The sequence below is a fragment of the Streptomyces bacillaris genome (assembly GCF_003268675.1).
GTDB lineage: Bacteria > Actinomycetota > Actinomycetes > Streptomycetales > Streptomycetaceae > Streptomyces > Streptomyces bacillaris.
On the sequence record NZ_CP029378.1, the window covers coordinates 3,253,480 to 3,274,730 of the forward strand.

20 protein-coding genes are annotated in these 21,251 nt (G+C 73.7%); 13 read left to right on the forward strand and 7 right to left on the reverse strand.

Going from position 1 to position 21,251, the window contains the following annotated elements:
- Positions 1–73: 73 nt before the first annotated feature.
- Positions 74–1,456: a transcriptional regulator gene (locus DJ476_RS13705; RefSeq protein WP_103416717.1), complete on the reverse strand. Its 1,383-nt coding sequence runs from the start codon at positions 1,454–1,456 to the stop codon at positions 74–76.
- Between the two features lie 293 nt (positions 1,457–1,749).
- Between DJ476_RS13705 and DJ476_RS13710 the strand changes: the two genes are divergently transcribed.
- The 5 genes from DJ476_RS13710 to DJ476_RS13730 all read left to right on the forward strand — a co-directional run bounded on the left by DJ476_RS13710 (position 1,750) and on the right by DJ476_RS13730 (position 6,514).
- The gene (locus tag DJ476_RS13710) at positions 1,750–2,436 is read left to right on the forward strand and encodes a bifunctional DNA primase/polymerase (RefSeq protein WP_070200055.1); all 687 of its coding nucleotides are present in this window, start codon (positions 1,750–1,752) and stop codon (positions 2,434–2,436) included.
- A 60-nt stretch (positions 2,437–2,496) separates the two neighbouring features.
- A complete protein-coding gene (locus DJ476_RS13715; protein ID WP_103416715.1) occupies positions 2,497–3,360 on the forward strand; it encodes an ABC transporter ATP-binding protein in 864 nt (287 codons plus the stop codon).
- Positions 3,357–4,997: a transporter gene (locus DJ476_RS13720; RefSeq protein WP_112490630.1), complete on the forward strand. Its 1,641-nt coding sequence runs from the start codon at positions 3,357–3,359 to the stop codon at positions 4,995–4,997. Before DJ476_RS13715 ends, DJ476_RS13720 begins: the two co-directional genes overlap by 4 nt.
- Before the next feature lie 96 nt (positions 4,998–5,093).
- A complete protein-coding gene (locus DJ476_RS13725) occupies positions 5,094–5,663 on the forward strand; it encodes an RNA polymerase sigma factor (protein WP_318294661.1) in 570 nt (189 codons plus the stop codon).
- On the forward strand, positions 5,660–6,514 hold the full coding sequence (locus tag DJ476_RS13730) for an Ada metal-binding domain-containing protein (protein WP_241565456.1): 855 nt from the start codon (positions 5,660–5,662) through the stop codon (positions 6,512–6,514). Before DJ476_RS13725 ends, DJ476_RS13730 begins: the two co-directional genes overlap by 4 nt.
- Before the next feature lie 41 nt (positions 6,515–6,555).
- Here the strand turns inward: DJ476_RS13730 and DJ476_RS13735 are convergent, their stop codons facing one another.
- From DJ476_RS13735 to DJ476_RS13760, 6 genes are all read right to left on the reverse strand, one after another.
- Positions 6,556–7,224: a LysE family translocator gene (locus DJ476_RS13735; RefSeq protein WP_103416712.1), complete on the reverse strand. Its 669-nt coding sequence runs from the start codon at positions 7,222–7,224 to the stop codon at positions 6,556–6,558.
- On the reverse strand, positions 7,221–8,507 hold the full coding sequence (locus tag DJ476_RS13740; RefSeq protein WP_240676441.1) for an ATP-grasp domain-containing protein: 1,287 nt from the start codon (positions 8,505–8,507) through the stop codon (positions 7,221–7,223). The genes DJ476_RS13735 and DJ476_RS13740 overlap by 4 nt, the downstream gene beginning before the upstream one ends.
- 49 nt (positions 8,508–8,556) lie before the next feature.
- Positions 8,557–8,892, reverse strand: a complete 336-nt coding sequence (locus DJ476_RS13745; protein WP_112490632.1) for a Rieske 2Fe-2S domain-containing protein — start codon at positions 8,890–8,892, stop codon at positions 8,557–8,559.
- On the reverse strand, positions 8,880–10,301 hold the full coding sequence (locus tag DJ476_RS13750; protein ID WP_112490633.1) for an iron-containing redox enzyme family protein: 1,422 nt from the start codon (positions 10,299–10,301) through the stop codon (positions 8,880–8,882). The genes DJ476_RS13745 and DJ476_RS13750 overlap by 13 nt, the downstream gene beginning before the upstream one ends.
- Before the next feature lie 99 nt (positions 10,302–10,400).
- Entirely contained in the window at positions 10,401–11,438 is a 1,038-nt protein-coding gene (locus DJ476_RS13755; RefSeq protein WP_318294662.1) for a 50S ribosomal protein L11 methyltransferase, read from the reverse strand.
- 353 nt (positions 11,439–11,791) lie between these two features.
- Positions 11,792–12,967 carry an IS701 family transposase gene (locus DJ476_RS13760; RefSeq protein ID WP_437345065.1) on the reverse strand — a complete coding sequence of 392 codons (1,176 nt, stop codon included), beginning with the start codon at positions 12,965–12,967 and terminating at the stop codon, positions 11,792–11,794.
- Positions 12,968–13,263: 296 nt separating this feature from the next.
- On the opposite strand from DJ476_RS13760, the gene DJ476_RS13765 reads away from it, so the two are divergent.
- The 8 genes from DJ476_RS13765 to DJ476_RS13800 all read left to right on the forward strand — a co-directional run bounded on the left by DJ476_RS13765 (position 13,264) and on the right by DJ476_RS13800 (position 21,249).
- Positions 13,264–14,739 carry an amidase gene (locus tag DJ476_RS13765; RefSeq protein WP_127464975.1) on the forward strand — a complete coding sequence of 492 codons (1,476 nt, stop codon included), beginning with the start codon at positions 13,264–13,266 and terminating at the stop codon, positions 14,737–14,739.
- A gap of 108 nt (positions 14,740–14,847) precedes the next feature.
- Complete coding sequence (locus DJ476_RS13770) at positions 14,848–16,353, forward strand: MFS transporter (protein WP_112490637.1); 1,506 nt, start codon at positions 14,848–14,850, stop codon at positions 16,351–16,353.
- 59 nt (positions 16,354–16,412) lie between these two features.
- Entirely contained in the window at positions 16,413–17,084 is a 672-nt protein-coding gene (locus DJ476_RS13775; protein ID WP_112490638.1) for an HAD family hydrolase, read from the forward strand.
- A 154-nt stretch (positions 17,085–17,238) separates the two neighbouring features.
- Entirely contained in the window at positions 17,239–18,468 is a 1,230-nt protein-coding gene (locus tag DJ476_RS13780) for a glycosyltransferase (RefSeq protein ID WP_103416703.1), read from the forward strand.
- A gap of 63 nt (positions 18,469–18,531) precedes the next feature.
- The gene (locus DJ476_RS13785; protein ID WP_112490639.1) at positions 18,532–19,044 is read left to right on the forward strand and encodes a methylated-DNA--[protein]-cysteine S-methyltransferase; all 513 of its coding nucleotides are present in this window, start codon (positions 18,532–18,534) and stop codon (positions 19,042–19,044) included.
- Between the two features lie 58 nt (positions 19,045–19,102).
- Positions 19,103–19,888, forward strand: coding sequence for a 2OG-Fe(II) oxygenase (locus tag DJ476_RS13790; protein ID WP_206608325.1), 786 nt, complete (start codon positions 19,103–19,105; stop codon positions 19,886–19,888).
- 25 nt (positions 19,889–19,913) lie between these two features.
- Entirely contained in the window at positions 19,914–20,645 is a 732-nt protein-coding gene (locus tag DJ476_RS13795) for a 2OG-Fe(II) oxygenase (protein WP_112490640.1), read from the forward strand.
- Positions 20,646–20,679: 34 nt separating this feature from the next.
- The gene (locus DJ476_RS13800) at positions 20,680–21,249 is read left to right on the forward strand and encodes a hypothetical protein (RefSeq protein WP_112490641.1); all 570 of its coding nucleotides are present in this window, start codon (positions 20,680–20,682) and stop codon (positions 21,247–21,249) included.
- Positions 21,250–21,251 lie beyond the last annotated feature (2 nt).

Consider the following 21,251-nt stretch of genomic DNA (forward strand, 5'->3'; position numbering starts at 1 on the left):
GACGCTGTTAACGGCCGGACCGCCGACTCCGCACGGACCGCGCCCGGAGGTCACCCCGCTGTCGCCGCCGCCCTCACGCCGCCTGGAGCTCCAGCCGCTCGCCGAACTCCCGTACGGCGGGCTCCTGTCCGTACGGCGCCAGGCGCTGCTGGAGGTCGTCGAGATATTCGGAGCCCCGGCTGGAGCGGACCGTCCCGAGCAACTCCATCGCCCGCGTCCCCGTGTGGCAGGCGCGCTCCACCTCGCGCTGCTGGACCTGGGCCGAGGCGAGCAGCACGAGGCCGATGCCCCGGCGCCTGGCCCGGGTCTCCGGCAGGGCGGCCAGCGCCTCCTTGGCCCGGCGCGCGGCCTCTGCCGCCTGGCCGAGGTCCCGGTGACAGTGGGCCAGCTCGTCCGCGAGGTACCCGTGGTCGAAGTGGGCGATCCACTCCGGGTCGTCGCCCGTGTCCGGCTCGGCCTGCTCCAGCGCGGCGACCGCGCGCCCCATCACCACCTGGCAGGTGCGGGCGTCCCCGAGGAGCGCGTGGCCCCGGGCCTCCGCCGCGTGGAACATCGCCTGGGCGCGGGGGGTGACCTGGCCGCGGGCGCCTTCCTGGGCGGCGCGGGCGAGTTGGGCGATCTCGCGCGGGTTGCCGAGCTGGGCTGCGAGGTGGCTCATCGAGGCGGCGAGCACATAGCCGCCGTACGCCCGGTCCCCGGCGGCCTGGGCGAGCCGCAGCGCCTGGATGTAGTAGCGCTGGGCGAGCCCGGGCTGGCCGGTGTCGACCGCCATGTAGCCGCCGAGTTCGGTGAGGCGGGCGACGGCGGCGAACAGCTCGCGGCCGACCTGTTCGCGGTACGCCCCCGAAAGCAGGCCGGAGACCACGCTGTTGAGGTAGTGCACCAGCACCGGGCGGACGTGGCCGCTGCCGAAGCGGTGGTCGAGGTCGGTGAGGGCCGTGGTCATCGCCTTCACCGCCGCCACGTCGGCCATCCCGACCCGGGCCCCGGCCGCCCGTTCGACCTGGGGGTCCTTGCCGGAGATCAGCCAGTCGCGGCTGGGCTCGACGAGGGCGGAGGCGGCGACGGCGGAGCCGGTGAGCAGATCGCGGCGGCCGACGTCGCTGCGCCACAGCTCGCAGACCTGCTCGATCGCCCCGGCGACGGTCGGTGCGTAACTCAGGCCCACACCGGAGGCCAGGTTCTTGCCGTTGGCCATGCCGATCTCGTCGATCGTGACCGTGCGGCCCAGCTTGCGGCCGATCGCCTCGGCGATGATGCCCGGGGCCCGGCCCCGGGGCTGCTGTCCGCGCAGCCAGCGGGCCACGGACGTCTTGTCGTACCGCAGGTCGAGGCCGCGCTCGGCCCCGACCATGTTGACGCGGCGGGCGAGGCCCGCGTTGGAACAGGCGGCTTCCTGGATGAGCGTCTGGAGCCGTTCGTTGGGCTGGCGGGCTACGAGAGGCCTTGCTGCCATATTTCCCCCTGGAACAGTCTGAATAGGTGGATACGCGGATACGCGCCGGTCGATGGATGGATCACTGCCCGTCACCTGCTCAAGAAATGCGCATATTCCATCGGCATTCGGTACGGGCACAGCGAGTTGCCCGTCCGGGCAGGGCGGGACGCCCGGCCCTGGTGGGTGCTACCCCCGCAGTGGGGCACCGCCTCACGCGCGCCCCCGCCCGTGCTCCGATGCGCCCCACATGCAGGATCGATGCGCCGCCCCCGGTTCAGGGCAGGCCGTAACCCCAGGTGACGGCGGGAGTTGTGCTGGTCGTGGAAGAGCCCATGGGAGTCACGGAAGCCGCAACGGTCCCTCAGCAGCGGGGCGAGCAACTGCTCGACGCCGCCGTGCGATACGCGGAAGAGCGCCACTGGGACGTGTTCCCCGGCACCTGGCTGGAGGCCGTGGAGGGGATCGAGCGCTGCTCCTGCGGCGAGCCGGCCTGCCCCCTGCCCGGGGCCCACGCCGGCCGCCCCGACTGGGCGGGCCAGGCGACCGGCAGCGGGGCGGCGGCCCGGCGGATGTGGTCCCGGCAGCCGCGCGCCTCGGTGCTCCTGCCGACCGGCCGCGCGTTCGACGCGCTGGAGGTGCCGGAGTCGGCCGGGTTCCTGGCGCTGGCCCGGATGGAGCGGATGGACCTCACGCTCGGCCCGGTGACCTGCACCCCCGACCGTCGGATGCTCTTCTTCGTGCTCCCGGGCGCGGCGGCCAAGATCTCCGAACTGGTGCGCGCGCTCGGCTGGAACGCGGAGGCGATCGATCTGACCGGCCGTGGCGAGGGCCACTACATCGCCGCCCCGCCCACCCGGGTCGGCGGGCGCGGGGCCGTGCAGTGGGCCCGTAAGCCCACGACCGTCAACCGGTGGCTGCCCGATGTGGACGAGCTGGTCAGCCCGCTGGCGTACGCCTGCGCACGCGAGGCGGCGGACGCCCGCGCACGCGCTTCGTAGCCCCGGAAGGCGCCTTTCGTAGGGTGGTCCCATCAAGTGGGGATATCGAAAGGCTGTGCCATGCCGGACCGGGCAGTTGCACGTGACAACACGGGCGCGCACGACGCGCCCACGGGCGCGACGGAAGCAGACGCGACGGCGGGCGGTGCGCGGACCGCGCCCCCCGCTGTCCGCGTACAGGGGCTGTGGAAGCGGTTCGGGGACCAGGTCGCCGTCTCGGGGATCGATCTGGAGCTGCCCGCAGGCAAGTTCATCGGTCTGGTGGGGCCCAACGGGGCGGGCAAGACGACGACGCTCTCCATGGTCACCGGGCTCCTCCGGCCCGACATGGGGAAGATCGAGGTCGCGGGCCACGACGTGTGGACGGACCCGGTCGCGGTGAAGTCCCGGATCGGGGTGCTCCCCGAGGGGCTGCGGCTCTTCGAGCGGCTGTCGGGGCGCGAACTGCTCGCTTACAATGGCCGGTTGCGCGGGCTGCCGGGCGACGAGACCGACAAGCGGGCCGCCCAGCTCCTGGACGTCCTCGACCTGGCGGGCTCGCAGAACAAGCTCGTCGTCGACTACTCGACCGGTATGCGGAAGAAGATCGGTCTCGCCGCCGCCCTTCTCCACAACCCGGAAGTGCTCTTCCTGGACGAGCCGTTCGAGGGCGTCGACCCGGTCTCCGCCCAGACCATCCGGGGCGTGCTGGAGCGCTACACCCGCTCCGGGGCGACCGTGATCTTCTCCAGCCATGTGATGGAGCTGGTGGAGTCGCTCTGCGACTGGGTGGCCGTGATGGCGGCGGGCCGGATCAAGGCGCAGGGCACGCTGGAGCAGGTCCGCGGGGACGCGCCCTCGCTCCAGAACGCCTTCCTCGAACTGGTCGGCGCGGGCGGCCGGGACGCCGGGGACGCGCTCGACTGGCTGGGCGGCGCCCGATGAGCGTGCTCGACGCCCCCGTCACCACCGCCGCTCCGGCGCCCCCGGCGACGGGCCTGACCCCCACCTTCGTCCGGCTCAAGCTGACGCTCCTGCGGAACGGGCTGCGGCAGTCGTCCGGGCGGAAGGCGGCGTTCATCGCCTCGCTCGTCTTCGCCCTGCTGGTCGCGGCGGGCCAGGTCCTCGCCCTCGTCCTGCTGCGCGGCAACGCGAACGCGGGCACGGTCGTGGTGCTGCTGACAGCCGTCGTGGCGCTCGGCTGGGCGGTGCTGCCGCTCTTCTTCCCGAGCGGGGACGACACCCTCGACCCGACCCGGCTGGTGATGCTGCCGCTGCGGCCCGAGCCGCTGGTGCGGGCGCTGCTGGTCTCCTCGCTGATCGGGATCGGCCCGCTGTTCACCCTCTGCCTGGTGGTCGGCTCGGTGATCGCGCTGGCGCACGGGGCGGCGGGCACGGTGTTCGCGGTGCTCGCGGTCCCGCTGACGATGCTGCTCTGCGTGGCCCTGTCCCGGGCCGTCACCACCGCCAACGTACGGCTGCTCAACTCCCGCAAGGGCCGTGACCTGGCGGTGCTCAGCGGGCTGGTGATCGCGGTGGGCATCCAGTTCGTGAACTTCGGCGCGCAGCGGCTCGGCGAGGCCGGCGGGCTCTCCACGCTGGAGCCGGTCGCGGACGTGGCCCGCTGGCTGCCCGGCGCCTCCGCCATAGCGGCGGTGGAGGCGGCGTCGCGGGGGTCGTACGGGGTGGCGGCCGCGCAACTGCTGGTCACGGTGGCGGCCCTGGGGGCGCTGGTGTGGCTGTGGCAGCGGGGGCTGGTGAAGCTGATGACCGCCCCGGACGGCTCCACGGTGGCCGCCGCCGCGCCGACGACCCGCAAGGAATCGGGCCGCACCGGGCTGTCGGGGCTGCTGCCGGAGGGGCGTACGGCGACGGTCGTGCACCGCAGCCTGCTCTACATCGCCCGGGACCCGAAGACCAAGGCGGCCTGGGTCACGGCGCTGGCGATCGGCGCGATCGTGCCGCTGATCAACGCGCTCCAGGGCACCGGCTCGATCTACTTCGCCTGCTTCGCCGCCGGGATGCTCGGCATGCAGATGTACAACCAGTTCGGCCAGGACACCTCCGCCTTCTGGATGGTCGCCCTGACGATCTCCTCCACCCGGGACGCGTACGTCGAACTGCGCGCCCGCGCCCTCGCCCTGCTGCTGATCACCCTCCCGTACACCGTGGTGGTCTGTGTGGCGACGGCGGCGCTGCTCGGCAGCTGGCAGGCGCTGCCGGGGGTGCTGGGCATCTCCTTCGCGCTGCTGGGCGCGATGCTGGGGATCGGGGCGGTGGCCTCGGCGCTGTTCCCGTACTCGATCCCGCAGGAGGGCGCGTTCAAGAACGTGGCCCCCGGGCAGGGCGGGCTGGCGTGGATCTCCATCCTCGGCGGCATGCTGGCCGCGCCGGTGCTGGCCGGTCCGGTGATCGCGCTGACGGTCTGGCTGCACCTGGCGGACCACCACTCCGCGCTCTGGCTGGTGATCCCGGCGGGTGCGGTGTACGGGGCGCTCCTCGGGTGGGCGGGCCTGCGCATCGCGGCCCCGCGCACGGCGAACCGACTGCCGGAGATCCTCTCGGCGGTCAGCAAGGGGTGAGGACCCGGGGGGGCCGCACGGCGTCCGGGCGGGCGCTGTGCGGGTCCGCGTGCAACCGCCGGGCGCGGCGTGGTGTTGTGATGGGTGATGGATGAGATGCCTCTTCAGGTGCCCGAGCTGCTCGCGGTGGATCTCGACCGCGGCTTCGCCGAGCTGGTGCGCTCCCACGGCGGGGTCGTGTACTCGGTGCTGCTGCGCCTGTCCGGCAGCTCGCGCGATGTGGAAGATCTCGTACAGGACACGTTCCTGCGGGCGTACACCGCGCTGTCCGGGTATTCGCCCGAGCGGCGCGGAGCCCTGCAGCCGCGGGCCTGGCTGCTGGCGATCGGTACGAATGTATGGCGCAACCATGTACGGACGCTGACGCGGCGGCCGGTCGCGGAGTCGGGCGTGGACGTCGGGGAGCTGCCGCTCACCGACGGACTGCCGGGCCCCGAGCAGCGGGCGGAGCACGTGGCGGAGCGGGAGAGGCTGGTGGCGGCGCTCGCCGAGCTGCCCGAGCGCTACCGGGTTCCGGTGGTGCTCCGGCACATCGCCGAGCTGGGGTACGCGGAGATCGCGGACCTGCTGGGGTGTCCGGTCGGCACGGTCAAGGCCCAGGTGTCACGAGGACTGGCGGCGTTGCGCGAGATGCCCCGGCTGACGCAGGAGGAGGTGATCCGATGAGTGGTCGGTACGAGGGACCCGGTGGACCGGCCGGTGCGGCGCGGGCCGGGCTGAACGGTACGGCGAGCGCCGAGGGCGCACCGTTCGGGTTCGACAGCCTGCGGGGGCCCATGCCGGTGGATCTGGGGATCCGGATCCTGCGCCGGGCGGGCGTCCCCGAGCGCGCGTACGACCGGTACTCCCTGGTCGAGGGCCCGGTGGTGGCGCTGTTCGTCGCGCACGGCCGGGGGGCGGTGACCGGGGCCGGTCCGGTGGACCGGTATGCGGGGCCGGAGGACTTCGAGGAGCAGCATCTGCTGCGGACCGGCCGGGCGGCGCTTCCGGCGGGCAGGCCGCTGCCGGGGGTCGTCGGGGCGCTGCGGACCGGCCGGGACCGGAACCTGCGCTATGACTACGGGACGCTGCCGGAGTCCCGGTCCCGGGTCCTGGAGGCGGTGCGGGGTATTCCGCGCGGCCAGTTGCGGCCCGTGGGGTGGCTGGGGGCCGAGGCGGGGGTGCCGGAGGCCACGGCGGCGGAGCTGCTGGAGGCGGTGCGGTCCGGTCCGGCCCCGGTGCTGATCCCCGTCCACCGGCTCGGTGACGAGGACGGCCGACCGGTGGACTGCGGGCTTCCGGCGGTGCTGGTCGAGCGGCTGCGGGCGTACGAGGGGATCGACGAGGAGCGGCTGGGGCGGTTCGCCGCGGCCGGTACCCACTATCTGGGCAGCGGCACCACCAGGATCTTCTGCTACCCGACCTGTGCGCACGCCCGCCGGATCACCGACCGGCACCGGGTGCCGTTCGGGTCGGTGGCCGCGGCCCGGCGGGCCGGGTACCGGCCGTGTCTGAGCTGCCGTCCGGTGGCGGCCTGACCGGCGGCCGTACCCCCGGCCGCCGGTCGCCGTGCGGCCGGTCAGCGGATGAACAGGGTGAGGGCGAGGCCCAGGAGGACGAGCCCCGCGACGGCGTTGCCGATCCGGGCGGCGAGCGGGGGGAACGCGGCCTCGCCCGCCGTCCGCCGCGCCACCACCCGTACGCCCACTTCGGTGAGGACCAGCAGCCAGAGCGCGCCGATGGCCAGATACACCAGGGCCAGCAGGGAGAGCGCGGCGGCCGACGGGGCCTCGACGGGCAGGAACTGCGGGAGGAAGACGGTCAGGAAGAGGCCGACCTTCGGATTTCCGGCGGTGCAGAGGAAGCCGAGCAGCAGGTGTCTCGGCAGCCGGTCAGCGGGCGGTTCTCCAGCCGCGGGGGGCTGCGGGGCGGCCTGTTCGGGCCGCAGGGCCTCCCACAGGGCCCGGGCGCCGGTCACGGCGAGCACCAGCGCCCCGGCGATCTGCCAGACCAGGAACAGTTCGGGCCGGAGCAGCACCACGGCCATGCTGCCGGTGACCGCCGCGACGGCGTATCCGGCACCGGCGATCAGCATGCCCGCCGCCGCGGCCAGCACCGGAGGGCGGCGGCGGGCACGGCTGACCAGGCGCAGGACCAGCATGCTGTCCGGGCCGGGGCTGCAGATCACGGCCGTGCAGCTGGCGAGGAAGGCCGGGCTGGCCGCCACGGCGAGGGCCGTGGAGGTCACCGGGGGCCGCCCGGCCCGTTGGGTACGGGGGTGACGATCAGGGCGTCCTCCATGGCGCGGACCGCCGCCGTGTCCTTGGCGACCTGCTCGGCGTCGGGGTGGGCGAGGACGACGAAGCCGAGGGTGAGGGTGGCCAGCAGGTCGCGGGTGACCTCGATCAGATCGCCGTCGCGGAGCCTGACCGCCGAGTGGTGGTAGGAGGGCAGCTCCCGGATCCCGTGCAGGGCGGCGGTGTTGGAGACGGTGCCGGGCCGGCGGGCCATCAGGAACAGCACGGTCATGTGCTGCAGCAGGCGGTACGTCTTCGGGGCGGCCTCCTCCCCGGCGTACCAGCGGACCGCGCGGTGCACCTGGCTGTCCCCGGTCGCCGCGAGGTTGAAGGCGGGGTGGCCGCCCCCGTGCGGGCGGGAGTTGATCTCGATCAGCCGGGGGCCGTCGGCGGTCAGCATGATCTCGATGTGCGCGGTGCCGTGCCGCAGGCCCACCGCGTCGAGGACGGCCTCCGCGTAGTGGGTGAGCACCGGCGCCTCCGGGGTGTCCGGCGCGACCCAGGTGAGGCTCTCGTAGACGGCCATCTGCCCGTCGTTGTCCGTCTTCCCGTAGCGGCAGATGTCGGCGACGGTGTGCCGGCCCCCGTGGCTGAAGGTGTCGACGACGAACTCGGTGCCGTGGGCGTACTCCTGGACCAGCATCCGGTCGTTGAGGTTGTGCCACTGGTTGATCCGGCCGAGCTGGGCGTCGAACGGGATCCGCCAGTCCGTCCCGGCCGGTACGCGGGTGACCCCGTCGGTGCTGCCGCTCTTGGGCGGCTTGACCACCAGGTCCTTGCCGCGCAGGCCCTCCCGGTCGATCCAGGCCCGTACCGCCTCCGGGTCGTCCGTGCAGATCTGGGCGATGGTGGGGACGCCCGCGGCGCGCAGGGCCCGGTCCATGGCGCCCTTGTCCCGGCGCGCGGCGGCGAGCGCCGGGACGTTGGCCTGGTCCGGGAGCAGCCGTTCGGTGAGCTGGTCGGCGAGTTCGACGCCGCTCTCGGCGCCCGCGAGCACACAGCGCGGCGACAATGGCCGCAGCGCCGCCACCAGTTGGTCCAGGTCGCCGTCGAAGTGGAGGACCCGGTGGTGGAGTGCGGGGTCCCAGGAGTCGGCGTAGGCCGCAGGCACGGCCGGCAGCGAGCTGACCGCGACCGTGGCGATGCCCCGGGAGGCGAACTCCGGTGCGTACTGCGCCCCGGAGGAGAACGGATCGACGATGACGGCCGCCTGGGAGACGGGCAAGGGGTTCAACGGGGGATCCTGTTCTGCCGGGGCGGTCGCACGCCGCTCCCGCGGCGGTTCAGACCCCGGCGGTGAGCGCCGGGGACAGTGGTAGATGGCAGAGTTCCACGGCGGTGCCCGCCGGGCCCGGCAGCACCGCGGTGACGGTGTCGCCGGACCGGACGGCGGGCACCTGGCGGCGCAGCCGGGTGAGCGAGGTACCCCGCTCGTGCCAGGGGCAGACCAGCCGTCTGCCGTCCGGGTCCGGCACGCCCAGGTTGAGCGGGCCGCCCCGGTGCGGGCAGGAGGCGGGGAGCACCGCGCCGCCGGTCTCGGTGCGGATGTACACGTACGGGAGGTCCGCGACCCGGACGCAGTTGTCCGCGCCGCTGGTCCGGAAGGTCACGAGAGGCATGTGCGGTGGTCTCCGACCGAGTAGATCTGGTAGACGCACTCCTCGGACTCGATGATCGCGCCGTGCAGGCGGTTGCGCTGGATCACCGTGCCCTCCCCGGCCTCCAGGATGCGGTAGGAGTTGAAGCCGCTGACGAAGCGCATGGTGCCGCTGACGATGTGGCAGAGTTCGTCGCCCTCGTGGCTGTGGGTGTTCGACAGTTCGCCGTGGGGTTCCACGATGTCGGCCACGGGGACGGTGACCCGGCCCTCCTGGATCGCCGCGTAGACGGGGGCGTGCAGCTCCTTGTAGCGGTCGGCGTCGTCCATCCAGGCGATCTGGGTGGCGAAGTCGTCGTCCGCGATGGTGTTCAGCAGCCGGAACTCCTCGATGCCGCGCACGATCTCCGGGATGATCTGCTCGCCGTGCCGCTCGATCAGCGGCTTCACCAGCTTGTCCAGCGCCATCCGCCCGTGGTGCTGGTCGATGTGGACGTGCTCGGAGAAGTACCGGGCGTCCGCGGCGCCGTCGAAGACGTCCGCGAGAAGACTCTCCGCGCGACGGCAGAAATCGACCAGCGTGCTTTCCGTGTAGTACAGCGCGCCGACATAGCGGAAGAAGTTCTCGTGGTTCTTCCCCAGGTAATGGAAGTAGTTGTTCAGCGCCAGGCTGGAGACCAGGTAGTACTGCCAGTACCGGTGGACGTCGGAGCCCAGTCCGACGGATTCCAGGGTGGCCTCGAAAAGCGTGCTGTGCTTGGTGTCGTGGACGCCGTAGCCGTACTCGTCGATCAGGATCTTGAACCATTCGGACTGCTCGGGCCCGTAATAGCCGAGGACGTTCCGGGCCATCGGCGAGGCCTCGGAGAGGAAATCGGGGGCGAACTGGATCAGCCACATCCGGGCCGCGCGCTGCGGGTCGGCGGAGTCGCGGATCGCCTTCTCCGCGGGGGACGCCTCGCCCTGGGCGTAGACGTCCAGGCCCTCCAGATAGGTGAGCAGGCTCTCGGTGGTCCAGTCGCCGCTGACCTCGACCTCCTGGTCGAGGAAGCCGAAGGCGAAACGTTCCAGCGCGGGCCTGATCATCTCGCCGCGGGCCCGGTTGTCCGGGCTGTAGTAGCGGCGGAAGTCCTCCGTCAGCTTGCCGAGACCGGCCTTCGGGAAGAACACGAGGTCGGCCTCGTAGATGCTGGTGAGCAGGCGCTGGGCGGCCAGGCTGCTGTACTCCAGGACCTGTGCGCGCCCCGGCACCCGGTCGAAGTCCAGGTACGGCAGCACCTGCGGGCGCAGTTGCCGGCGGTAGGGGTTGTCGGAGTTCTCCCACTCCTCGTTGTCCGTGTAGACCGGGTTGGCCGCGTAGGCGATGACGGCCTCGCGGAGCGCGTCACCGCGCAGTTCGAACGGCTGGTAGGGAACAGGTGCGTGCGACATGTTCGGGTCTGCCTTCCGCTGATGAAGGGGTGGGGCCGGGGTCCGGGAGGTCACGCGAGGGGCGGCCGGACGGGGGCCGGTCCCGCGAGGGGGCGGTCGTCAGGCGAGGGAGAGGCTGGTCTCGCTCCAGGAGAGGTCGAGCACCAGGGTGGATCCGGCCTCGACGTCGAGCGGTTCGGCCAGCGGGACCAGCGCCTGCATCCAGTGGGAGCCGATGTTCTCCGGCGAGTTGCGCAGGGTGACACCGCCCCCGAGGTCCATCTCGAACCAGGCGGCCAGGCCGTGCACCGTGCCCGGCTCCCGTACCGGAACGGCGAGTTTGCGCCCGCCGGGCCCCAGCGGATCCGCGGAGAAGTCGAAGGAGACCAGCTCCACCGGCTCCGAGAGCGCCCGGTGCGGCCAGGTGTGCAGCCGGATCGGGAAGTGGCCTGGCGTGGCGAAGGAGTTGAGGCGGGAGACGTCGAAGCCGCTGGCCGAGCCGACCCGGTTGAGGTTCACCGCGTTCTCGCTCTGCAGCAGCAGGCCCAGCAGCCGGGCCCGGCGCGGGAGCATCACTCCGCCCGGGGCGAGGAGTTCGGCGCGCGCGTGCCGGATCGAGGGCAGGATGCCCTCACCGATCAGACCGCAGTCCACGATCTCGGAGATCACCGCGTCCACCCGCCCGGGCAGCTCCCGGCCGACCACCAGCTCGTCGGAGCGGCAGGACAGCACGGTCACCCGGTCGGCGAAGCCCTCGGCCGCCACCACCTGCCGGGCCACCTCCGCCATCAGCGGGTTCGCCTCGCAGCTGTAGACGTGGGCGGCCCCGGCGCGTACTGCCATCATCGCCAGCAGGCCGGTGCCCGCGCCGATGTCCAGCACCGTGCCGCCCCGCGGGACGACCCGCTCCAGGGCGGTGGCCAGGGCGTCGTTGCGCTCGTGGTCGTTGAGCATGGCGAAGTGCCAGCGCGGCACCGACGCGCGGGCGAACTCCCGGAAGGCGGGGAGCGCCGTCGACAGCCCGTCCGGCGCGGCCAGCACCTGGGCCGTCTCGTCCGCGACCCGGCTGAGCTCCTGGGCCCTGGCGCGGAGCCCCGCCAGGGCCAGTCGTATGTCTCCCTCAGCCGTCAGATCGGTGATGCTCGTCAATTGAGGCATGTCGATTCGCAGACTCCTAAGCGGAATGGCATTCGAGACACGCTGGTACGGGAAACGGCGCCGGGCCGCCCGGGCAGGGGCCCGGCCCGCCCCTTGTCCCGTTCGGAAAAAGCACCGTACGCGAGAGGACCAATGAATTTACGGGTGGTGTCGAAAAGTCGAACCTGTGGCAGCCGGGGAGTTCCCGGAAGAAGAATTCCCGTGTTCGGTTTCCTCTGCGCCGCGTCGATTAGAGCATTGCCCCGAGTGCAGGGCAAGGACATGTGCCGAGGAACAGTACTTGGCCCCCGGCGGGGATCAACGGCCTTTGGAATAAGCCCTGTCGGGCCGCACCGGAGGCGGGGATCCGGTCTTCACCGGCTGCGCGGGGCCGGGCCGCGTGGATGTGAGGGGTCGGTCCCGGCCGGTTGCGGAGAGCCGGGCTTCGCGGGGTGCGGGGAGCCTGCCTTCACCGTCCTCGGGGCGGCCTCCAGGCGCAGGGCGGCGGCCGTCATCGCCAGGGTGGTGTGCCGGTACCAGGCCACCCAGCTGCGCACATGGTGGCTGCTGAGCCCGGCCCGGGCGTCGGCCTCGTGGACGGCCCTGGCGGCGGCCGGGCCCGCCGCGGCCATCGTGCGGGCCGCCGGGATCCCGGGGGCGGAGAGCGAGGCGTGCAGCAGGAAGCGGGAGATGCGGCCCGAGGGGTGGCGGCGGGCGAGAAGGGTGAGGCCGAAGCCGGGGGCCGGGCGCCCGAACGCCGCTCCGAGGCTCCGGCTGAGCAGTTGCCAGGACTCGTTCTGCCGGGGCTCCGCGGGCGGCACCGGGGGGCCGGGGATCTGCGGCAGCTCGACGCAGAACGGCAGGCGCCGCAGGCACAGCCACCGGCGCAGCCCGGGGTCGGCGAATTCCGGCCCTCCGAACACCCAGCCGATGGGGACCGAGGCCGCGACCGCGCGCTCCAGCATCTCCTGGCCGAGGTCGGCCATGCTCTGCGGCCGGACGCGCTCCGGCGGCACCCCGGCCCGGGCGCAGCGCTCCGGGTCCGAGGTCCACCGCGGCGGCAGGTACAGCTCCCGGTCGATCAGGCCGCCCACGCCCCGCGATACGTAACAGAGCAGGGCCGCGACCTGGGTGTTGCGCTCACGGCCCACAGCCCCCGCCGGGGCGACCGCGACCGCGCCGGTGCCCGCGCGCACCGTCTCGTGGCGGCAGAGCACCACACAGGGCCCGGAGGCTCCCAGGCGCGGAACGACATGGGAGCGGACGCTGTCGCGTAGCAGGTCGGCGTCCCAGACGGTGCGGGTGAGCAGCCGCTGGGTGCTCCACACGCTGCCGGCCCCCGCCCGGGCGGCGATCTCCACGGCGCTGCCCCGGGCGGGGTCGGCCAGCAGTGCCTGTACGTAGGCCAGCGCCAGGTCGCGGGGCTCCGCCCGGGCGAAGTGGCCGCCGAGGAGCGCCAGCATCTCGGGGGGAGCAGGGGGGCGGGCGGGGCGGTCGGGGGCGGCGGGACGGGAAGGGCGGGATCGAGACGAACGAGGTAAGCCGGGCACAGCCGAAACCTCCGATAGGTCTAGACCTGAATATGCGCGGCGAGGATAGTCGGTCCCCGGTGCTCCGGGTAACCCCTCGGCGGCGCCCGGTGACAGCGGCGCAGGTCCACGGCACGGGCCGGGGCGGCCGCCTCCGGGCGGCACCGGTGCCACCCGGTCCGGGCGCGTGCCGGCACAGCCCCGGCGCCACTCCCCGTACACCCCCGGCCCGCCGCCCCCGTGCAACCCCCGCACCGCCCCCGGTGTTTCCCCCACGTCCGCATCGATCAGACCCCCGACTCCAGACGAGGCGTGAGATGAGCGAACCCACCGAGCTGAGCGCCATCCAGCTGGCCGAGGCGATCCGCAACCGCGAGATCTCCCCGGTCGAAGCGGTCCAGGCGGCGCTGGACCGGATCGAGAAGATCAACCCGGCCGTCAACGCCTTCGTCACCGTCTGCGGTGAGCGCGCACTCGAACGGGCCGCCGCGGCCGAACGGGCCCTCGGTGACGGCACCGCGACCGGTCCGCTGCACGGTGTCCCCATCGGGGTGAAGGACCTCGACCCGGTGGCCGGGGTCCGGATGGCCCGCGGCTCACTCGTCTTCGCCGAGGACATCCCGCAGGAGACCATCCTCTGCGTCGAGAAGCTCGAACAGGCCGGCGCGATCGTCGTGGGCAAGACCAACACCCCCGAGTTCGGGTTCAAGGCCACCACCGACAGCGCCCTGTTCGGCCCCGCCTCCACGCCCTTCAACCGCGCCATGAACGCGGGCGGTTCCTCCGGCGGCAGCGCCGCCGCGGTCTCCTCCGGCATGGTGCCGCTCGCCCAGGGCTCCGACGCGGGCGGCTCCCTGCGCGTGCCCGCCGCCTTCTGCGGGGTCTTCACCCTGATGCCGACCTTCGGCCGGGTCCCGGTGCCCGCCAAGCCCAACGCCTTCCGCCGGTTCAACCCGATGGTCTGTTACGCGCCCCTCGCCCGCACCGTCGCGGACGCCGCCCTCGGCGTCGACCTGATGTCCGGGGCCCACCCCTACGACCCGTACTCGTTCCCCGCCCCCGAGAAGCTCACCGACGCCCTCCACGGGGACCTCACCGGGCTCACCGTCGCCTACAGCCCCGACCTCGGCGGCTACCCGGTCGAGCCGGAGGTCGAGGCCGCCGTCCGGGCCGCCCTGCCCGCGCTCCGCGACGCCGGGGCCACGGTCGAGGAGGTCGGCTTCCGGCTGCCCCTGCCGCACGGGGACCTCACCGCCATGTGGCGCCGCTATCTGTCGGTCGCCCACGCCGAGTCCGCCGCCATCTCCCGCGACAACGGGGTCGACCTGCTCGGCGCCTATGCCGGCTCCATCGACCAGGGCTACCTGGACTCCGTCCGGGTCGGGGAGTCGTTCAGCGCCGTCGACTTCCGGCTGGAGGACCTCGACCGCACCCGGGTGCTCTACGCCTTCGAGGAGCTCTTCGACCGGTACGACCTCGTGGTCAGCCCGGTGAACGCCGTCACCGGCATCCCCAACTCCGCCGGACGCGACACGGTCGGCCCCGACACCGTCGAGGGCCATGCCGTCGACCCGTTCGTCGGCTGGTCCCTCACCAGCCCGTTCAACCTGATCGGCAGCCCCGCCGCCTCCGTCCCCGTCGGCCGGGCCCGCAACGGCGTCCCCGTCGGACTGCAGCTCGCCGCCCGCCGCCGGAACGACGCCCTCGTCGTCCGCGCCGCGGCCGCCATCGAGAGCCGCCTCCCCTGGGCGGCCGGCTACGAGGACCTGGACCTGGACGCCACCACCGTCTGACCCGGCCACCGGCCGGACGGACACCGCCGGGACGGCCACCGGCAGCCACCGGGGCCGTCCGGGCGGACGGCCCCCTCCCCGGGCGGGGAGCGAAGATCGGAGAAACCCGTGCACACCACCACCGGCGCACGCAGCGGACTCGGCGGCAGCGCCGCCCTTCTCGTGCTGCTGGTCGGACAGGCGATGGCCAACATCGACCTGGCGATCGTCAACCTCGCCGTACCCGCGATCAGCACCGACCTCGACGTCGGCAGCTCCGAACTGACGCTCATCGTCACGGCCTACGCGCTCTGCTCCGCCGTGCTCCTCGCCCCGGCCGCCCGGCTCGGTGAACGCCAGGGCGTCCGCCGGGTCTACCTGTGGGGCCTGACGCTCTTCACCTTCGCCTCCGTCGTCTGCGGGCTGGCCACCAGCGCCGCCGTCCTCATCGCCGGACGGTGTCTGCAAGGGGCCGCCACCGCCCTGATGATCTCCCAGGTGCTGGTCGGCATCCACCGCTGGTTCACCGGCCCGGCCCGGGCCCGCGCCCTGGGCTGGAACGTGCTCACCCTCTCCGGCGGTGCCGCGCTCGGCCAGGTCCTCGGCGGCACCATCGTCTCCGCCGACCTGCTGGGCACCGGCTGGCGGGCCGTCTTCCTGCTCAACGTGCCCATCGGCGTACTGATCCTGGCGCTCGGCCTCTTCCTGCTCCCGCACGACCGGCCCGCCGCCACGACCGGCCGGGGCGACAACGACATCCCCGGCACCGTGCTGCTCGCCGCCACCACGCTCGCCGTCCTCATCCCGCTCAGCCTGGAGCGGCCCGACTGGATCTGGGTGCTGCTGGCCGCCGCCGTACCGCTCGGCGTCCAGTTCATCCGTACCGAACGGCGGGTCATCGCCCGCAACGGCACCCCAGCGCTCGACCTGCGCCCGCTGAGCGCCACCACGGTCCGCTGGTCGCTGGCCTCCTACGCCGGGACCACGCTGACGTACATCGCCATGCTCTACCTGCTCTCCCTCCACCTCCAGCAGGAGCTGGGCCTCCCGGCCTGGCAGGCGGGCCTGGTCCCGCTCGGCTGGGTCCTCGCCTTCGGCCTGGCCGGTCCCGCCTTCGCCCGCTCGCCGCAGGCCCTGGCCCGCTTCCTGCCGTTCATCGGCTGCGCCATGCTCACGGTGACGTACGCGCTCGCCTCCTTCGTCCCCGCCGGTGCGGGCACCGCCATCTGGCCGCTGACCGCCGTGCTCTGCATCGGGGGCTTCGGCCTCGGCATCAACCACACCGCGCTGCTCAACCTGCTCACGGCCACCGTCTCGCCCCGCTACGCAGGCACGCTCAGCGGCACCGTCAACACCCTCTCCACCGTCGTCGGGGTCACCGGCGTCGCCCTCTTCGGCGCCGCCTACTCCTGGTTCAGCCGCAGCGCCTGGGCCGGGTCCGCGACCGCCTGGGTCCTCACCTGCGCCGGGCTGGCCCTCATCGCCGGGCTCTGCAGCTTCGCCGCGCTCCGCGCCATCGCCACCGCCCCGGCAGGCCCCGCGGACCCCGCCGCCACGGCCGACGCAACCGTCGCGCCCACCACGGTGTTCTCCACCAAGGAGAACACCGGACACACGACGCCCACCGCCGACTGATCCACCGCGCCGCCCGCTCCACCGGCGGGAGGCGCACGAACCACGAAGGACGACCAGCGATGACCGCGACCGAACCGCACCCCATCCAGGCCAAGGCGGCCCTGTTCGACCTCGACGGCACCCTGGTGGCGACCGAGCACCGCAGCCGTGCCGCCTGGACCCGCCTCTTCACCACCCACGGTCTGCCCGTCGACGACGCGCTGCTGGCGACCTTCGTCGGGCGGCGCGGCCAGGAGGCGCTGGCCGACCACGTCGACCGGTTCGGCGGGCCCACCGTCGACGAACTCTTCGAGGAGGCGTGCGGCTATCTGATGGGCCCGGACAGCCCGCCGCCGTACGCCGTCCCCGGGGCCGCCGACCTCCTCGCCGACCTGCACGGCCGCGGTGTGCCCCTGGCCGTGGTCACCTCGGGGCTGCGGGCCCACGCCACCGAGCTGCTCGCACACGTCGGCGGCGCCGATCTCTTCCAGGTCATCGTCACCGCCGAGGACGTCGAGGCGGGGAAGCCCGACCCCCAGGGGTATCTGGCCGCCTGCCGGGCCCTCGGGGTCCACCCCGCCGACGGGATCGCCTTCGAGGACGCCCCCGCCGGGGTCCGGGCCGCCGCGGCCGCCGGGCTGCGCTGCGTCGCGCTCACCACCACCCACCCCGCGGCCGACCTCGCCCACGCCGATGTGGTGGTGCCCGACCTCACCACCCTGCGCTGGGCCCAGGACGCCGACGACCGCTGACCACCGGCCGGGCCCGGGCCCCGACGGCAGCCGGCCGCCGGTCCCGTACGCCGGTGACCGCCGGCCGCTCACGCCGGTACCTCGGCGCCCGTCCCGTACGCCGGTCCCGTCCGGATCACCGAAAGTCACCCGACACCCCTGGGGAGCCGCGCACATGTCCGCCGCCCGCCCGTCCGAGCCCGCCGCCCTGGCCGCCTCGGTCACCAGCAGCCTGGTCCTGGTCCACGACCCGGTGTGCCGCGCGACCGCGCCCGACTACTGGGACTGGTCGGCCGACGCCCACCGCACCGCCGTACGGACGCTCACCGCGATCGACGACGACCGCGTCCGGACGGCGGCCGGACGCCTCACCGGGGACCCCGCCGACGACACCGCCGCAGCGGCCCTCACGACGGCGCTCACCGCGCTGCTGTCGCGCCCGGGCGGGGAGAGCGACGCCGTCGACGCACTGCGCGCGGCCGCCGCCCGCACCGAGTCCCTCTCCCGGCTGCTCGTCCGGCCCGGCGCCCCCTCCCCGTCCGGGCCCGCCGGGGAGGCACCCGGCGCCGAGGAACTGCTGACCGCGCTGGCCCGCAAGCCGCACGGCGGCGATCACCCCGTGGACGCCGCCGTGGTCATCCCGTTCCGCGCCCCCGACGACGCCACCGGCCGGGTCCGTAACCTGGCGGCCGTCCTCAACGCGCTGGCCGACCAGTCCCACCCCCGCGACCGCTACCGCGTCGTCGTGGTGGAGAGCGACAGCCGGTCCCGCTGGCGCGACCTGTTCGCGGACGCCTGCGACGCGTATGTGTTCGCCCCCGACCCCGGCCGGTTCAACAAGTCCTGGACGGTGAACGTCGGCGTGGTCCACGGGGCCCGCCCCGCCGAACTGGTCTGCGTCCTGGACGGCGACATCCTCGTCGACCGGGACTTCGTCGCCCGCGCCGTCGAACGGTTCGCGCGCCCGGGGACCCAGGCCCACTGGCCGTTCGAGGACATGCTCTTCCTCGACCCCTCCGCCAGCTCCCGGGCCGTCCGCGCCCGCTGCCTCGACGGGGCCGCCGAGCCCGGCCAGGACCGGTTGCGCGGGGTCTTCCTGCGCCGGCCACCGGGGGGCTGCGTCTGGCTGCGGGAAGACCTGTTCACCCGGATCGGCGGCATGGACGAGCGGTTCTGCGGCTGGGGCGGCGAGGACCAGGACTTCGTCTGGCGCGCCGAACGGTACGGCCCGATGGACCGGCACGGCGATCCGCTCGTCCACCTGCACCACGACCGCGCCGCCCACCGGGGCGACGACGGCATCCCCTTCTACGAGGAGGTGGAGCGCGCCGGGTTCTGCAGCTGGCCCTGCGACTCCGACTTCGGCCGCCTGGACAGGAACTCCGGGGCGTCCGGCGGAGGATGAGCACCGCCCCCCACCCCGGCCACCACCCTCCACCCGCCTCCCGACCAGAGACGAGGACCGACCATGGACACCCGGCACACCGTCATCGACTCCGGCCTCGGCCCCCTCACCGTCGTCGCCCGGGGGCAGGCCCTGACCGGCCTGTACTTCACCGACCACGTCCGCCGCCCCGCCGAGGAGGCGCTCGGACCCCGGGTCCCGGCCGAGGACGACCCCCTGTTCGCGGAGGCCGCCGAGCAGCTCCACGACTACCTCGCCGGGCGGCGCGACACCTTCGCCCTGCCGCTCGCGCCCGAGGGGGACACCTTCCAGCACGCGGTCTGGGACCTGGTCAGGGCGATCCCCCACGGCGGGACCACCACGTACGGAACGATCGCGGAGCGCCTCGGCGCCCCCGGGCTCGCCCAGCGCGTCGGCCAGGCCGTGGGGGCCAACCCGCTGTGCATCCTCGTCCCGTGCCACCGGGTCGTCGGTGCCGACGACTCCCTCACCGGCTACGCGGGAGGCCTCGCCCGCAAACGCGCTCTGCTCACCCTGGAGGAACCCGCCGAGGTGACCGCCTCACGCCTGTTCTGACCGTCCGTCCTGCGGCGCCCCGCCCCGGAGCGCCCCTCCCGACAGCGAAAGCACCACCATGAACCACTCCGCCGGTCTGCCCGCCCCGCTCTTCGACGACGCCTTCGAGTCCGGCGGGGCCCCGCGGCCGGCGTCCGGCGGCGCACTGCCCGCGCTCCAGGGCCTGGACTGGGCAGCGCTGTACGCGCGGCTGAACGAGAACGGGGTGGCGGTCACCGAGCCGCTGCTCTCGCCCGAGCAGTGCGAGGAGGTGATCAGCACCTACGAGAACCCCGCGCTGTTCCGCTCCACCGTGGTGATGCAGCGCCACCAGCTCGGCCGCGGCACCTACAAGTACTACGCCGACCCGGCCGCGGTCCCGCTCGTCCGGGCGCTGCGCGAACAGCTGTATCCGCCCCTGGCGTGGATGGCCAACCAGTGGGCGCCGCTGCTGAACGAGCGCCCCTTCCCCGCCGCCCTGGACGAACTGCTCGCGGAGTGCGCGGCCAACGGTCAGACCCGGCCCACCCCGCTGATCCTGCGCTACGGCGAGGGCGACTACGCCTGCCTCCACCAGGACATCTACGGCGACATCGTCTTCCCGCTCCAGATCACCGTCATGCTCGCCCGGCCCGGGGAGGACTTCACCGGCGGGGAGAACGTCTTCGTCGAACAACGCCCCCGGGCCCAGTCGCGGGCCGTCGTCGTCAGACCGGGGCTGGGCCAGGCGATGATCTTCCCGGTCCGCCACCGCCCCGTACGCGGCGAGCACGGCTTCCGCCGCCATCCGATGCGGCACGGCACCAACGCCGTGGAGTCCGGCCGCCGCACCACCCTCGGCGTCATCTTCCACAACGCCCGCTGACCCGCCCAGGCAGCAAGGAGGCACCATGACCGACACCGCTCCCCCGAACGGCCCCCTCGAAGACCGGGTCGCAGCGGGCGACTGGGACGCGCTGACCGGCGAGCTGGACCTGCACGGCAGCGCACTGACCTGGCCGCTCCTCACCCCGGCCGAATGCGCTCAGATCGCCGGACTGTACGACGAGGACGACCGCTTCCGTACGACGGTCGACATGGCCCGCCACCGCTTCGGCTCCGGCCAGTACCGCTACTTCACCCACGATCTGCCCGACACCGTAAGGGAGTTGCGCGAGGGGTTCTATCCGCGCCTGCTGCCCGTCGCCCGCGACTGGGCCGGGAAGCTCGGCCGGCCCGCGCCCTGGCCCGACACCCTGCGGGAGTGGCTGACGATGTGCCACGACGCCGGGCAGGACCGCTCGGCCCAGATCCTGCTGCGGTACGGCCCCGGCGACTGGAACGCCCTCCACCGGGACGTGTTCGGGGACATGGTCTTCCCCCTCCAGGTCGTCATCGGCCTCGACGCGCCCGGAACCGACTTCACCGGCGGCGAGTTCCTCATGACCGAGCAGCGCCCCCGCGCCCAGACGCGCGGCTCGTCCACCACCCTGCCGCAGGGGCACGGACTGGTCTTCACCACCCGCGACCGGCCGGTCCCGTCCAAGCGCGGCTGGTCCAACGGCCCCATGCGCCACGGGGTGAGCACCGTCCGCTCGGGCCACCGCCGCACCCTCGGCCTGGTCTTCCACGACGCCGCGTGAGACAGGCAAGGGGAGTCATGCGAGGAGCGACGGGATGAACGTCCGCAAGGGGTGGCAGCAGCGCCGCTCACCGCTCATCGGCGCCCTGGACCAAGCAGCGTACGGTGATCTCCTCGCCGCTGCGCCCGCACCCCACACCGGGGCCGAACTCGCCGCCCTGGTAGGCCTGTTGACCGGACCGGGGAAGCGGTTCGGGACCGTCGCGGTGGGCCACAGCAGGGACGCGCCCTCCCGGGCCGCCGCCGAGGCCTTCACCGTCGCGTGGGAGGCCAGCGGCGGGACGGTGCTCGCCGTGGTGGACTGGCCCGAGAGCGCCGCCTCCTGGCTGCGCCCGGCGGTCCGGCTGACGGAGACGGCGCCGGACGCCTGGGCGGTGGCCGCGGCGCCGCTCGGCTTCGCCCAGCTCGCCCGCCGTCTGCGCCACTCCACCGACTGGGACCCCGCCCGCACCTGCGCCTTCGCCGCCCTCGGGGACCACCGCCTCCCGGCCCTCGCCGGGGACGGGACCCTGCACGGTCTGCGCGGCGCCACGGCCGACGGCGGCACCTGGGAGGTGCACCACGATGCGGTGACCGGCCTCCCGCCTGCCGCGAACGCCCCCTAGTC